A 14,379-nucleotide genomic window follows, 5' to 3' on the forward strand; every position below is an offset into this window, starting at 1 on the left:
ATCACTTCCTTAATTTAATGGGACGACTGTGTCTAAATAGTAGCCAGTTACTGCACTTTCATTCGCTGCCAGTAAACCAGTTAGCTTTAGTTCTCCTGTCTTATATATAAGTAATTTACTATGACCCGTTGTACCTGATACGGGAACTGACACCACAAGACCTTTCTCTGGTAAACCTTCGGCTGGAATCCGTCCACAGATGATTTCTCTATTTGCTTTTAGATGACCTCTCAGCAACAACAAATTTCCCCATTTCACATATTCAACTGGTCTATCCCCTATAGATGAACTTTTGTCTAAGGTAACGCTAAGCCACGTGACATGTTCAAACTCAGCATTTGTCACTAGCTGTTTCCAGCCCCTGAAGATTCCATCAGTATGAGTAGTTCCGTACCAATGGCTGTTATCATAGCTTCGACTCACATGAAAAGTTTTGCGGTTATTTCCCGTTTCTAAAATATCTACATTAAACCAAGAAGCATCGGTCGTTGATGGCATATTTACTGCATTCGTTCCAGAGACATAATAAAAACCAGAAGGCAGAGTGAGTATATCTGTACCAGTAGGAATAAGCATTCTATTTCCATTCGCTTTCAATAATGGGTGCTCGTTCAATCTCTTCCAGCCGCTCCATTCTTGCTGAGTACCGGTAACATCTGTCGTCGATCGATTGATGTATACATCGCCTGTATTATTCGCCCCAATGATCCAACCATAAGTATTTTCACTAAAGACTGATAAGGCCCTCATAGAACTTTTTGTAGGCAGATCGGGATGTGCTTCATGAATATACCAAGAATGCACGCCCGGTAATTTGATAAGTTTATCTAAAATACTAGGATCGTTTGCATTAATTCTTTCATAAGCTTTTCCATCGTCAGCAGTGATTTTAGATAGTTGTCCTGCGTCCCATTTGTTTTTTTCATTTTGTGTCGGCAATTGGAGCCAGTTTATTCCGACGTCATTCAAATGATAGGAAAAACAAAATGCATTGCCTGATGTGTCAATCGCGATTCCTACGCCAATATTATTTTGACCTACAAGCTGAAAGCCTCTTAATGCAGCATTACCTATAGCAGGAGAATCGACTACTCCAGAACCTCCCGGAGCATAGAACGAGCAGGCACCTAACGATTTAATCCCGTTATAAATACTGCCGCCAGCAGGGATATTCACCAACTGGGACCCGTTATCATTTGTCATTTTATATAACTGAGATTGATCCCATTTCTGCTTTTCTGTTACAGATGCATGAGATGTTGCATCATTTTTGTGTTGATTGATTTGATCCAAAAGTCCAACATCATTTTCAAGAATAACCTTGATCATGTCATTAAACAGATCTGCATGGGCTTTGTCACTGACTTTAAAAGAACGAGGTGTCTTTATCTCCATGAACATTCTCCTTTTATATTTCAGCTCTAAATATTGGTTTTATCTTCACCTTGTGCTGAACTTAAAACCAAATGTAATAAACTCAGTCGGATTGGCGTTATTTGAAGATGATTGTACACATACATTACCCTCTTTATCTATTAATGTACGATGGAATTGTGGTACTCCTGGAGTCCCTATACTTGAAGCGACTCCTACAAAATGCATTGCCTGTTTCGGCCGATATTCTTCAGGCAAAATAAATACTGGATTATTTCCTAAAATCCCACCTTTTATAGCTCCTACTATCTCAACTTCACCTAAGAGATTCTTGCGATATTTTACTGGCAAATTAATAGGGTCATATTCCTTCCAATTGCTTTTTATCTCTTTAGGTGTTTCCCAAGATCCTTCTAATAGATCTGATAGCGTGATTTGCTTCTCCCATGGTGTCCATGATTCTGCATTGTGTTTAAGAACTCTAAAGTATGTGTTCTTCCCATAAACAGATTCGTATGCTATTTGCACTAATGTACTGCCATAACTCATGACCAATAAAAACACTCGATTAATGGAAGGGGATGGGCCGTTTATTCCTGCATTATATATGAGATACATCCCTGTCTGAGTAAGGGTATTATAGTCTGTCTCGCTAGCAAACCCATGATAAATGGGCTTTCCATTATCTTGTGTGATTTTTACTAATTGACCGTTATCCCATCTGTTCCTATCACTTTCTGTAGGCAGCTTTGTCCATGTAATCGACGTATGTCCGGCATCATAATAGAAAAAATAAGCATTACCTGACATATCAATTGCAAAGCCAGAGCCAATATTGTCTTGGCCTACTGTCTGCAGCCCTCTTATTGATACATTCGGTAAGGCAGGTGAATCCTCCACACCAGCAGCTGCATAAAATGTACATGTTCCTTTGTCTTTTATCGCATCAAATATACTTCCCCCGGCTGACACATTGATAAGCTGTCTTCCACTATCAGCCGTGATCTTATAACTCTGGGATTCATTCCATTTTTTCTTTTCTGTTTCAGATGCGTGTACTCCGCCATCATTTGTATGTTTTAAGAGATGCTCTAATAATCCAGTATCATTTTCAAGTAGTACTCTGACCATGTCATTAAACAGATCTGCATGCGCTTTATCATTCACGTTAAAAAGTTTTGGTTCTTTTATTTCCATTCGGTTTTCACTCCCTTGCCTTGAAATTTGGTTCAATCTCTTGCAGCTGCTCTAAAGTGAGTATCCTTTGCTCGTATCCTGCATTTAGATCTTCCATCGAACAATCATCTAGTTCAACTGCTTGTTTGACCAACTCAGGTGTTATCCATTGGAAATATAATGCCATACCCAATAATTCATGTTGTACTCTCTCCTTTAATGAAAAGGATGTCATTTTTTAGCGCTTTTAGTTCGTTTGATAGAAGATCACATTGATGTTCAAGCTGTTTTCTCATCAGCTTTTCTTTTGCTACTTCTTGTGCTAGATAATCTAGCGGGAGCGGTGGTTGATACCTTGGATTGGCTTGTGATTCCTCCCACCATTTTTTCAACTCTTTCTCTGTTGGTTTGGGCACATCAAGATACCATTCATCTATATACGAACCAGCACCGTCATTTCTTAGTTCAAAATCCTTTTGCGGATCCGCATCGGGATATTTATATTTAATGGCTTCATATAAAATCATCAAAACCCTCCTATACTCGCGGGAAATTTCGGCCGCCTACTTCTGTAATGTCAAAATAGTTGTACCAGCCTGAGTTATCTGATATATAACGACTAACGTCTCCGTCATATCCTGCGTACATGTAAATTTCTAAATAATCCCCTTTATTAGCCGGTACATTGGCAGAACCATAAAGTCCCATACTAAAACTCAACGTATCAGATGGGCTTGTCGGACTTTGTCTTTGATGTGAAATATTTTTATATCTTTTTCCATTTAAATAGATCGATAATTCAAAGTTTGCATACCGTTGAAAGCTTTCAATATACACACCAGCATTCACTGAATACATTCCGTTTTCAGGGCAGATGAAGCGATTATTTTTGATATCAAAATTGTTATGACTGTCTTTTATCTTTCGATTAAAAAGGACTTTTTGATACTCTCCCTTGGTTAATAACTGCTTCCCAGTTGTACCTATATTGGCATGACAGAACCCAGAGAGTTTATGCCAGTCGGTCCAACCCGATCCAGTCCACCAATGACGGCACCACGTACCTGTGCTATCAAAATAGCTGCCTGCTTCGTTTCCAGTCCCATAATAATATTGAACAAATCGAAAGTTACTATATTTTTCATTTTTCACAAAGCCGAATCTTGTAGGGTATCCCGTATCATTGGCTTGACCAATATCCATGAATGTAATACCTATTGGATATTCCTCACCGCTGACTGTCGCATCTTGAATGGCTTGATCCCCTGTTAGTTTGAATAAGCTTTCATTTGTGATCCCTGCTATTTGTTTACTAAGCGCATTGTCATTTTCCACAAGTGTGTCGACCATCCGGTTAAACAAATTGGCATGTGCTTTGTCAGAGGTTTCAAACGGTAAAGGTGATTTTATCTCCACTTCTTTTCCCTCCATTAATAAATATCATCAATCTCAAAAACAAATTCGATGTCGCCGTCTTTTTGTTTGTCTGTCATGGTGCGGATGGCGGTGAATTTGCCGTCTTCGTCGACAAGTGCTAGTTCGTTGATCACTTCTCCTGCCAGTTCTCCTTCGGCGATCGTGCAGGTGTAGCGGATTTTTGCTGGTTCCATGAAGGTAAACGAATCAATATTTTTTTGGACTAGTTCTTTTTTGAGTTTTTGTTCAGTGCCGTCTAGTGAGATCGGTTTTCCATCCTTCGTTCCCCCATTTCCAAATGCCATTTTGACGACTTTTGTGAGTTTTGTTCCTTCGGCTCTTGCCTTTGCCATTTGTTGACGTGCATACAGTGTTGTTACGGTTAATTGATCAGCCATTGTGATCCTCCTTATAAATCTATTTTTTTAGAAGTTGCTGCTAGCATTTTTGATCCGTCCAGCGAAACAGATCCATCGAGAATCCAGTAATGATCCTTGATCAGTAAGCTTCCATCCTGCTCAGTTTGGACGTGTACTGGCAGACGGAACGTCATCTTCTTCTTTGTTTGATGCTGGAGCTGATTTTTTGCGCGTAAAATCAATGCCGCTCCTTGCTTCGTTTCATGTACCGCTCCAGTCATGACATAGTTCATGCGATATGCTGTTTCTGACTGATGTTGAAGAGGCATCCTCATGTTTAATGAATGCCGAAAACGAGCAGGCACATCCGTTGCACCTCGCGTTCCGCTGAGATAAAACGTACCATTTAAGACAAATTCACCATTGAGTAAAATCGGGATATGATCGAAAAAACCCACTCTGCTTCGCAGTGTGAGCCTCCCGTGATGATCATTTTTTTCATGTACGTCGGTATGATGAAAAGCCGTGAACGTATAAGCCAAGTGCGCGGGCTTTAACGTTTCAAGTATTTCTACAATATATCTCGTGTTTTGCAGATCATCTAGGTTCACACGTAAGGCAAAGTGATAGCGATTGGTTGTGAGACGGATGACAGCACTTGGATTCTTGAGAAAGCGATTGACTGATTTCTCTAATGAAAGATACGTGATTGGCGGAATATTTGACATCATATTGAGTAAGCGTGCCCTTCGCAGTTCAATTGAATCATCTGATTCCCGCTGCACCTTCAGCATTCTTTCCCATCTGTTTAATCCCCATGTCGCAGTTAAAGGAAAGAACTGATCCGTTAAGTCGAAAATGGATTCGTCCAATTGCTCAAATTCCGGTGCCTCTGTCTTGAGCAGGTGATCCACTTCATAAATCTCTGTAAAATATGGCGGCAAGTAGTTTTTCATTTCATCCTGTTTGCTCAATAACCTTCACCTGCCTAAGACGCGGAATCTCAATGTCCTGTAATACTAAGTTTTTCGACTCCCCATTCAATAACACATCTGCATAATCTGACACACTTTCTGAATGGTACAGAATATCATTTAAGGCAGACATTCGAATGGTACTCTTTTCAAATGCGATTGATTTTAACAGCGTCTTGACCTTTTCTTCTATTTCTTTCTGAGCTCCTTCAAGGGTCCAGTCCATTTGAAGTTCGACAGCCACTTCTATGTCGATATCCAGCCATTTGGCGCTTTCAACGGTTGCTTTTGAGCCTATAGGCGCTTGTCCTTCTCCTTCACCTGGCACTGGGTCGATATATTCCTGTACTCTTTTGACAAGAAGGTCTGATGCAACATCTAGATTGCCATCTGTGATGACAATTTTGACCGTCCCTTCTCCGTTCCAAAGCGGGAACACTTTCGCTCTGCCAACACCGGGCACTTCTTCAGCCCATTTTTTATAATGCGCCCTGTTGGCACTGACAGCCTCCCGCCTCGCACGTATTAAATATCGATCATATAAAGAAGCGTCATCTTCCTCCTCTTGACCTGGTATCACCAGTTCTTTCATCTTAATCGATTCAAGTCCTGGAATTGTATCAAGTGACAGCAGCGGCTGATCTGTTAACTGAACATTGCCGGCTTTACCAGGTGTCTCGCATTCTAGCGTGCCATCCTTCGAATATTGGAAATAAACGTCTTCAATAAAAAAACGTGAGCCAGCTGGAATGTTGATATTTTCTGGCTGAATGGCCGCTGACCAAACTGCTTTAGTGGCTGGTTTTCTTTCAATTCCTACTTCAGCAGCCCGCCGATCTAGAAACTCTCCTTGTGCTGTATCTGCAAAGACCAGCTCAAACACTTGATCAAGCCAAATATAGGACTGGGCCAATTCAGCGGCAGCAGGTGCCAAGGCATTCCAAATGACGCTGTTTTCTCTTTTATCTATATCATCTGGCAGTCTATCCAGCATTCTTTCCATTAATGCTTCGTACGTTTGTTCCTCAAACATCGCCCTCCATCACCTCCTCTATTTCTAATGTGCCCTCATCTGTGACAATTGCTAGTTTGACATGAAATGAGTCATTTTGCTTTGTGACCTCTAACTCTTCAATATGGTCAATCCGCTCGTCAACGAGCAGTGCTTCCTCTAGCAGCCTTGGAATTTCCATTTCTTTGTATTCATCCGTGGCTTCTGTATCCGTCAACAGCTCCTGAATTTCAGTACCAATATCGTGGCTGTAGATAGGATGTGCATACCGCTCTGTCCTAAGTGTCATATAAACGAATTGCCGAATTGCCTCGATGCCTGAAATGGTTTCGCCTGTCAGCCTGCCAGTTTCAAAATCTATTCGATACGTCGTCGAGGTTTCGACCTCTTCATCTTCTTCTGTTTCCTCGATTTCTTCCTCTGGTGAAAGTGCCACGTTCATCACCTCCCTTACAATTTGTCGATGATGTAAAAAGACTGGCCTCCTGCCATTGCAAGCACCATAATACTGTCTCCCCTTTTCAGCTCATCATCCTCACCCTTATTTAAGCGCTTCGGCCAAATCAGTAATTCTTCTGGAATGATCAGCTTATGATTTTCATTTAATCGGATGCTCAGAGGGGAAACTGCCGTGACTTCTCCGATGACAAGATCAATTGGCGACTCTGCGTCTACTGCATTCACTGCCAATCGTTTAATCGCTTCACTTAATCTCACGCTTGATCATCCTTTGGCATGGAATTTTTCTCAACAACATCAATGGTCATGGTGTGTTTCACCCCACTGAATTCATGTTTGTCTTGATCGATCCAGTAAGTTTTTTTCACGTTGATTTCAGGAATTTTCAAATAGATTGGGAGACCGCTTTGCAGCTCAGGAATTCCTAGGGCTTGTATGCTTTTGACTTCTTGTTTGACGCCTTTTTTCTCTGCCAGCCGTACTTTGGCTCTTTTTTGCAGCTGCGGCTGGTTGATTTGCCCTGTGACTGTCTCAACATGCTGTAAAATACCGTATTTATTCTGACCGGCTTTATCCTGTTCAATCACCACAATCTCGGATTTACTGCCTTTTTTCTTATTCTTCCCCTGTTCATCAGCAGACGTACGCATCTTGACACGAGTGGCTGTCTCTTCAATCGAGGTGCTGTATTGATAACTGATGAGATTGACGCCTGATTCAATGACCCAGACGTCCTCTGGATCAGGCCAGGCTCTCAGCCCCATCTTGCCTTTAGCAGAAAAGATTTGATAGTTTCTTCCTGTTTGCCGCTTCGTTTCTTTCAATGCTTTCAATATCATGTCATACAGGCTCGTGTCATTTTTAAAGACTAGTGATTTTATGACATGTCCTGTATTGGAGATAGAAGTCATTGGAATTTGAAAGTCGGCTCCAATCCGCCTTAAGATTTGATCTGCTCTTTGATTTGAAAAAACATAGACATCTTGGTTTTTCACCAAATATTGGAGCATATCGTATGCAGTAAACGTCAGCTTTCCTTCAACCGGCGTCCGCGAAAAAACAATGCCTCTAAACAGCTCTTTTCCTTTCCATTTAAAAAGAACCGTGTCCCCTTCCGAGACACGGTAATATGTTTGACTGCCTTGTTTTGTGATAATATTTGCCTGAATTGAGCGAGGGGCTTGATACCTTTGCCCCTGAAGTGTCACACTCTCTGTGACAAGCTCATACATGGTGCCGCTTCTGATGGCAAAAAGCTCGATCAATGCCAGCCCCCCTATTGTGGTATTTTTAACCTTTGTCCAGGGAAAATCCAATGCCCCGGCTGCTTAATATTGCGTCTGCTACGTTTAATCATCGCTAATTTATTGGCATTCCAAATACGCCGCCATTTTGTACTGTCTCCATAAAACCTGCCAGAAATGGCCCATAGTGTATCCCCTTTTTTGACGGTGTACATTTTTGGTGGTGTTTTTGAAGGCCGTTTCTTTTTCGTTTGTTTTGCTTTTTTCTTACGTTTTATTTTCCTAGGAGATGCAGTTTTGTATTCCTTTAACTCGATCGTAAATTCACGATCTCCAATATCATATGACCCTTCCTTGTGGGTGAAGCTTTCAATGCTGCACGTCATATTGATTTTTGTTCCAGTTACAATCAACCGCACGGATTTCTTTGAACGCATCATTCGTTCAATTTTCGCGATAGCATTCTCTGGTGATGGAATGCTTTTATATTCAGCAATCGGCGAATATTTCTTAGGAAATAATGAGGTGAAAGATACTTGTTTCGCCGATGGTACGTCAATAAAGGTCAGTTCTCCAAAAGAGGCGACCTTTACTGTTTCATTTTGTACGTTGTTTGTGATTTCGAGTTCGGATGGAAGGACAGGGAATCGCAACTTGTCCTTTCCTTGGGAAATCCACAATTGATACACAGATTTACCCATCAATTACGACCCCCTTCGTTCCTGTATGAAGCTCTACTTCTAGTTCTTCTACAAGCATTTGTTTAATTTTTTCGACTAGCGATTGCTGATCTTGTCCATTATGGAAATGCTGATCTCCATTGAATTGAATCGTAATCTGTTTATTACCTGGCGATGTTGTACTGCCAGTAGACTGAGGTGAGGTAACTTGCTGCATCTGTGCTTCCGGTAAAGGAGCAGATGCATTTGATGGATCATATACTTGCATCCCAAGTGCCTTGGCTGCCTGCGTCAATAAATACCTTCCGCGAATGCCTCTTTCCTCTGGAATGATCCATTCGCGTTTATTTCCTTCACCGACTCTAGCCACCTGCTCTTGAGTAATCAATCCGCCATTTGCATAGCCTTTATAAGGTCCGCCTCTTCTCATACTTCGTAATCCCGGCGTGTTGAAGACTGTTCCATATCTTCCCTTAATGTAGTTAATAGCTGCAACGGCATTATGAATTGGGTTCCAAATGTCATTCATGCCTTTGCCTTTATTGGCGTTAAACGTCGTTCCAATGGTTTGCATTAAGCCTTTAGAAGGGGTTCCCTTTTTGGCGTTGGAATCCCATAAGTTGATCGCTCTCGGATTTCCACGTGACTCATGCTGCGCGATGGTCATCAGACCTGGAAGCCAGCTCATTGATGTACCAGTTGCCATGATAGCCGCCATGAGCCATTGTTTAATATTAAGCCCTGAAGCTCCCATACCGCTGAAGGCACCGATTAATGAACCAGCCTGATTTTCAGCAAATTTTTTCACATCAACTGAGTCGAGCCCTTTGACGACACCGATCGATGCAAATTTCCCAAGACTCATCATGACGCGTGAAGGGGAATGAATGTCTAATTCCTCTCTAAACGCCTGCTCTACTTTCTTCGCCATTTCTTTGGCCGCTTGCGTGACTTCGCTTCCTTTGGAACGCATGCCGCTGTTAAAGGCGTCAATCATTCCAGAACCCCAGCCTGGTGATTCTTGTTTTGCTTGCAGGAATGGTTGTTTGATGTTTTGATCTACGTATTGGCTCGTGCCAATTGATGTGGCATTTTGGCCTGCTGCAAAACCACTAACCGTTCCAGAACCCCAAGTGGGTGATGCTGTCATGACTTGTTGGTAGGGTGCTTTTACACGACTTTGCAAGAAGCTGTCTGTTCCTGTTGGTGTCATCTGCTGACCGTTTGCAAAGGCAGAAACCGTTTGCTGACCATACTTTCCTGAGTCTGATGTCAATTGACCAAAAGGCTGCTGAATATTCTTTTGTTTCCATTGATCAAGAGAGATGACTTTACGGTTTAACCCTTGTTCAAAATCGTCATTAAATTGCTCGCCAATGCTAGAAGCTTGAATGTTCGCATTCATTGAGACTGATCCGCCTCCGCTCATTGAACCTACAGAAGATGATGCAGTTGTAGGAGCTGGGGAGCTTGACACTTGAGTTCCTGCCGCTCCGCTCGGGACAACAGACATTCCAAGTTGAGAAGCAGCCTGTGCAAGCAGCATCTTACCGCGCCCTCGGTTATTTTGAGTTGGAATGACAAATTCGTTACCAGCTTCACCGACCCATGATAAGGTTGGCTGGGTGATATAACCGCCTGTGGCTTTTTTACCAGGTTTAAAATCCTTTTTCCCGTTTTCTCGACCTTTTTCAAATTTCACAATATGCCTACCAACGAATTTTGCGCCTTCACTTTTGATTAAATCCCATGAATCTCCTAAAATATTTTTACCCCAAGATTGAACATTACTCCACTTTCTTGACCACCAGTCTTTATTAAATAGAGTTGAAGAAATAGTTGCTTTTGCAGTTGACCAAATTGTTTTTGATTGTTCCCATTTACTTTTTGACCAACTTTTTACGTTATCCCACTTTTCCCCCCACCAATCTTTGTTAAAGACCGTTTCACGAATTTTCCCTTTAATTGAATTCCATATGTCGACTGCGCCATCCCATTTTTCTCTGGTCCATTTTTTTACATTATCCCACTTCTCTCCCCACCAATCTCCGTTAAAAACAGTCTCACTAAGTTTCCCCTTAATAGAATCCCATATTTCGACTGCACCATCCCATTTTTCTTTGGTCCATTCCTTTACATTATCCCACTTCTCTCCCCACCAATCTCCGTTGAAAACGGTCTCACTAAGTTTCCCCTTAATAGAATCCCATATTTCGACTGCACTATCCCACTTTTCTTGAGTCCAGTCCTTGATAGCATCCCATTTTTCACTCCACCATTCGCCATTAAAGACAGTAGATTCTAAAACTCCTGTAACGTATCCAGCTTGTTCTGCCCACCATTCTGAATTGAACAGTGTATTCGATGCTGTTGTTTTTATATCTTCCCATTTCTCACTTAAGTTTCCTAAAGACGTTTCTGCAGAAGTTTTAACACTCCCCCACTTTTCACTCCACCATTCGCCATTAAATAAAGTGTTTGAAATATTCTCTTTAAGTTTTGAAGTATCAAATATCTCCCCTAATTTTGATCCACCATAAGTGCCAGCCATGCTTCCAGCAACACCACCAATTGCAGCTCCTACAAATGGTATTGGAATTAGAGCCTGACCAATTGCAGCTCCACTAACTCCTCCTGCAAGACCTCCAGAGAAACCACCTACTTTTTCCCCAACGTTTTCTTTGGTTGTTCCTATTAAATCTGTTGCACTTAATAAGTTCCCCAATACAGGCACTCTTTTTAATAACTTACTACTTCCTCTACCTATATTTTTTAATGAATCGCCTAAACTACTTAACCCGCCGCTACCTTTCATCAGTCCAGCAAGTCCCGCAACTGAGGCTACTATGCCTGTAGTTTTCTTCAATCCACTAGGGATTTTTTCAAAAATCTTACCTGCATTTGTTTTCAGTTTTCCTAGTCTACCTGAAGGTCTTCTATTTCTTTCAGCTCTAGAAATGGCGGTAGGATTTGCGGGCTGCCTTTGAGTACGGCCATTTCTATTTCTAGTTCTATTAGAACCACGCCTGCTTAACCCTCGAGCACAACAAGGGCAACAGCTATTACGAAACAAACCTTTTCCTTTTTGTTTATTTGGCTGCGTATTAGGAGTTGGATTTGTTGATGCTTCAGTCGTTGGACTTTGAGCTGAAGAGTTACTGTTGTTCTCGCTTGATGGATTTTTCGGGCCAAGGATCAAATCTAAGCCTTTGTTAAACCATTTATCTAAATACTCCTCAGGATTGATTTTAATCTTCTCACTAATTCGTCCGATCACTTCTTGTTTGTAAGCGTCGATTTTCGTTTCAATCCAAGGGAGTGCATTATTATCCCAAAAGTTTCTAGGACTCAATTTTTCTTTCAATTTATCTGAAACGTCACCTGCATATTTTTCAATTTCTTTTAGGGCCTTATTTCCCAAATTACCTAACCAGCTCTGTTTGTTTTCATTCGTTTTTGTAGCAGCAGTTGCATTAGGTTGCTTTTTTACTTTCTTTTCTTTCACAACAGACTCTGCCTGATCTCGTTTTTTCAGCTTACTTTTTGCATTGTCTTGAACAGACACTCTGATTTCGTGTTTGGACATCGTCAAGCTTTTGAGTGTCTTTTTGATTCGTTGAATTGCAGCCGTGGCTTGGTCAACCATGTTTAATCTCATATAGTACGTTCTGTTGATGAGCTGAAGGATTGATTTTTTGATCGATGACATTTTCGCTGACAATTGATCGTTTAGTTTAAACGTCAGCATAATGGGACTTGTCCCCATTTGTTTCAAACGATCTATGTTGGATTTAATGACATTCAGCCCCTTCGCTTGAAAGGATATGACCAGATGATTTGGAATCATATTTAACTGATTGTTCAATGCTTTTAGATCCCGATAGATTCCTTGATCCAGCCTCATAGAAAATACTGAAACTTTCCGCAGCGATAAAGTGAGGTTTCTTAATTTCTTTTCATCCATTTCCAGACTTATTTTCACTGGTTTTCTAAATGGTTTGAGCTGCTTCTCAAACGTTTGAAATCGTTTTTGAATGCGTAATAACTTCTTCGACACCCGGTCTTCTAATTCAAATCGCGCTGTAAGTTTCGCCAATTATTTACCTCCTTTCTTTGCTTCTTTTTCTAGCATGTCTAGCTTGTAGCTGATGAGTCCGAAAAGGAATGCTTTGAACGGTCTTGGGGATTCGTATAATTCCAGGAGTTCAGATGGGGAGTAGTGAAGCTCGTGCATTGCGTAATATAAAAACACCGCTTCTTTATCCCCATCTTTTATTAGTTTTTTGCTGCTTCTTCTAAATCTTCAATTTCATCTTCGAATCCGTTGATTTCGATCGCTTTGTTTAACCAGTTCGCATATTCACCGCCGACTGACAGGACCCGTTTTGCTACTTCAACTGGATCTTGTGTGCTGTAGGCTTCTCTTAATTCCTTTGAGCGGAAATCTGGGTAAATCGTCGATTCAATCGCAATACGTGCGTAGAAGCGCTGGCTGTCTAAGTCTTTCACACGTCCTCTGCCTTTGACATTTTTGAAGGTTGTGTTTTCTTTTTCCAATTCATCAATACGTTCAGTTGTAATGGCTTTAAAGACAAAAGGAATGACATTCCCTTTTTTATCAACAAAACGCTTAGAAATCGGTACTTTGACTTCTTCCGCTTCTACTGTTTGTCCTGGCATAAAAAATGAAAGATCAAATGTTTGTTTTTCACTCATGTTTAAAAACTCCCTTTGTTATGTTTTTTTGAATGCAAAAAAGCACATCCATTTTTGAATGTGCTTTCCAATCTTTTCATGTATAATTTAAATTGTACAATTGAACGGCTTGCTCAAGGGCGTCTGACTCATCCCCGATAGGAAGGGGGTGATGCATATGTCAACATTTGAAGCGATTTCCCTTATGCTTTTATTCGGGATGTTTATCTTTACTTTGTTGACGTATATAGACAAAAAATAGACTCCCCCTTGAGCTGTGGAAGGTTAAAGGGAAGTCTACCTAAAGAACCTATTCGATAAGCCAGCCCCTTGAAGGGCCTCATTGTACATTGCCGGGATGTTAGAGCATCCTGGATTCTTTTTATTTTATGCAAATCGCTTTGCATGTAAACATATTTTAATGAATCGAATACAAGACGTCACCAGACGAAATTTAGACGGCTTCAAGACGGTTGTATTACAACTGCATTATAGCATATTCAGTTATTATTTTGCTAATTAATTAGCTAATTTCCTCCACTTTTCTTAGAATGTATTCTTCAGCTTTTCAGGCAGATCAAAGTCCTCGAAGGTGAAAGGAACTTCTTCTTCAAGCGCCTCTGAATCAACATCCAATCCAGCGATTTTAGCAGAATCAAAGTTGACATCAAATAATGTGACACGCTCAGTGCCACGGCCTGATGATTTATCGTCAATGACAGCTTGAAGAGTGAAATATGGATCTTCTCCTTTTTTCACATAATTGAGCATTAATTGAACGAAACGGGACGTAACTTTATAGAATGTTGCCGTTCCTGTTCCGTTTGCTCCCGTTGTTTTATGTCCAGTCATTCGGCGGCCCATGACGTTGACTTCTGATTTGTTTTTCTCCACGTTTGCTTCGAAGGTTTTGATAAATGCAAGCTCCTCACCTTCTAAGAAAAGACGACCTTCTTTACCTGAAATTGTATTTTGCGCTTTAAAAGCCAT

15 protein-coding genes and 1 pseudogene are annotated in these 14,379 nt (G+C 41.1%); all 16 read right to left on the reverse strand.

Going from position 1 to position 14,379, the window contains the following annotated elements; genetic code table 11:
* Positions 1 to 9 precede the first annotated feature (9 nt).
* The 16 genes and pseudogenes from NSS80_RS15235 to NSS80_RS15310 all read right to left on the reverse strand — a co-directional run bounded on the left by NSS80_RS15235 (position 10) and on the right by NSS80_RS15310 (position 14,379).
* A complete protein-coding gene (locus tag NSS80_RS15235) occupies positions 10 to 1,395 on the reverse strand; it encodes a hypothetical protein (RefSeq protein ID WP_041115881.1) in 1,386 nt (461 codons plus the stop codon).
* Positions 1,396 to 1,440: 45 nt separating this feature from the next.
* Entirely contained in the window at positions 1,441 to 2,571 is a 1,131-nt protein-coding gene (locus NSS80_RS15240; protein ID WP_041115879.1) for a pyocin knob domain-containing protein, read from the reverse strand.
* 7 nt (positions 2,572 to 2,578) lie between these two features.
* A pseudogene (locus NSS80_RS15245) lies at positions 2,579 to 2,751 on the reverse strand (XkdX family protein).
* Positions 2,748 to 3,077 (reverse strand): XkdW family protein, encoded by a 330-nt coding sequence (locus NSS80_RS15250; protein WP_041115877.1) that lies wholly within the window; start codon positions 3,075 to 3,077, stop codon positions 2,748 to 2,750. Before NSS80_RS15250 ends, NSS80_RS15245 begins: the two are co-directional and overlap by 4 nt.
* A gap of 10 nt (positions 3,078 to 3,087) precedes the next feature.
* Positions 3,088 to 3,966 (reverse strand): hypothetical protein, encoded by an 879-nt coding sequence (locus NSS80_RS15255; protein WP_041115875.1) that lies wholly within the window; start codon positions 3,964 to 3,966, stop codon positions 3,088 to 3,090.
* Positions 3,967 to 3,980: 14 nt separating this feature from the next.
* Positions 3,981 to 4,364: a phage tail protein gene (locus tag NSS80_RS15260; RefSeq protein ID WP_024423249.1), complete on the reverse strand. Its 384-nt coding sequence runs from the start codon at positions 4,362 to 4,364 to the stop codon at positions 3,981 to 3,983.
* Positions 4,365 to 4,375: 11 nt separating this feature from the next.
* Complete coding sequence (locus NSS80_RS15265; protein ID WP_041115873.1) at positions 4,376 to 5,299, reverse strand: YmfQ family protein; 924 nt, start codon at positions 5,297 to 5,299, stop codon at positions 4,376 to 4,378.
* Complete coding sequence (locus NSS80_RS15270) at positions 5,283 to 6,332, reverse strand: baseplate J/gp47 family protein (protein WP_024425895.1); 1,050 nt, start codon at positions 6,330 to 6,332, stop codon at positions 5,283 to 5,285. Before NSS80_RS15270 ends, NSS80_RS15265 begins: the two co-directional genes overlap by 17 nt.
* Positions 6,325 to 6,747, reverse strand: coding sequence for a DUF2634 domain-containing protein (locus tag NSS80_RS15275; RefSeq protein WP_041115871.1), 423 nt, complete (start codon positions 6,745 to 6,747; stop codon positions 6,325 to 6,327). The genes NSS80_RS15270 and NSS80_RS15275 overlap by 8 nt, the downstream gene beginning before the upstream one ends.
* Positions 6,748 to 6,761: 14 nt before the next feature.
* Positions 6,762 to 7,028, reverse strand: coding sequence for a DUF2577 family protein (locus tag NSS80_RS15280; RefSeq protein WP_024423253.1), 267 nt, complete (start codon positions 7,026 to 7,028; stop codon positions 6,762 to 6,764).
* Entirely contained in the window at positions 7,025 to 8,035 is a 1,011-nt protein-coding gene (locus NSS80_RS15285; RefSeq protein WP_041115869.1) for a hypothetical protein, read from the reverse strand. Before NSS80_RS15285 ends, NSS80_RS15280 begins: the two co-directional genes overlap by 4 nt.
* Before the next feature lie 11 nt (positions 8,036 to 8,046).
* On the reverse strand, positions 8,047 to 8,715 hold the full coding sequence (locus NSS80_RS15290; RefSeq protein WP_034282467.1) for a LysM peptidoglycan-binding domain-containing protein: 669 nt from the start codon (positions 8,713 to 8,715) through the stop codon (positions 8,047 to 8,049).
* On the reverse strand, positions 8,708 to 12,790 hold the full coding sequence (locus NSS80_RS15295) for a transglycosylase SLT domain-containing protein (protein WP_317221874.1): 4,083 nt from the start codon (positions 12,788 to 12,790) through the stop codon (positions 8,708 to 8,710). Before NSS80_RS15295 ends, NSS80_RS15290 begins: the two co-directional genes overlap by 8 nt.
* Positions 12,791 to 12,928, reverse strand: a complete 138-nt coding sequence (locus tag NSS80_RS15300) for a hypothetical protein (RefSeq protein ID WP_095357030.1) — start codon at positions 12,926 to 12,928, stop codon at positions 12,791 to 12,793.
* A gap of 41 nt (positions 12,929 to 12,969) precedes the next feature.
* Positions 12,970 to 13,410 (reverse strand): phage portal protein, encoded by a 441-nt coding sequence (locus NSS80_RS15305; protein ID WP_012011040.1) that lies wholly within the window; start codon positions 13,408 to 13,410, stop codon positions 12,970 to 12,972.
* 525 nt (positions 13,411 to 13,935) lie between these two features.
* The gene (locus NSS80_RS15310; protein ID WP_024423257.1) at positions 13,936 to 14,379 is read right to left on the reverse strand and encodes a phage tail tube protein; all 444 of its coding nucleotides are present in this window, start codon (positions 14,377 to 14,379) and stop codon (positions 13,936 to 13,938) included.

The sequence above is a fragment of the Bacillus sp. FSL M8-0350 genome (assembly GCF_038593345.1).
GTDB lineage: Bacteria > Bacillota > Bacilli > Bacillales > Bacillaceae > Bacillus > Bacillus safensis.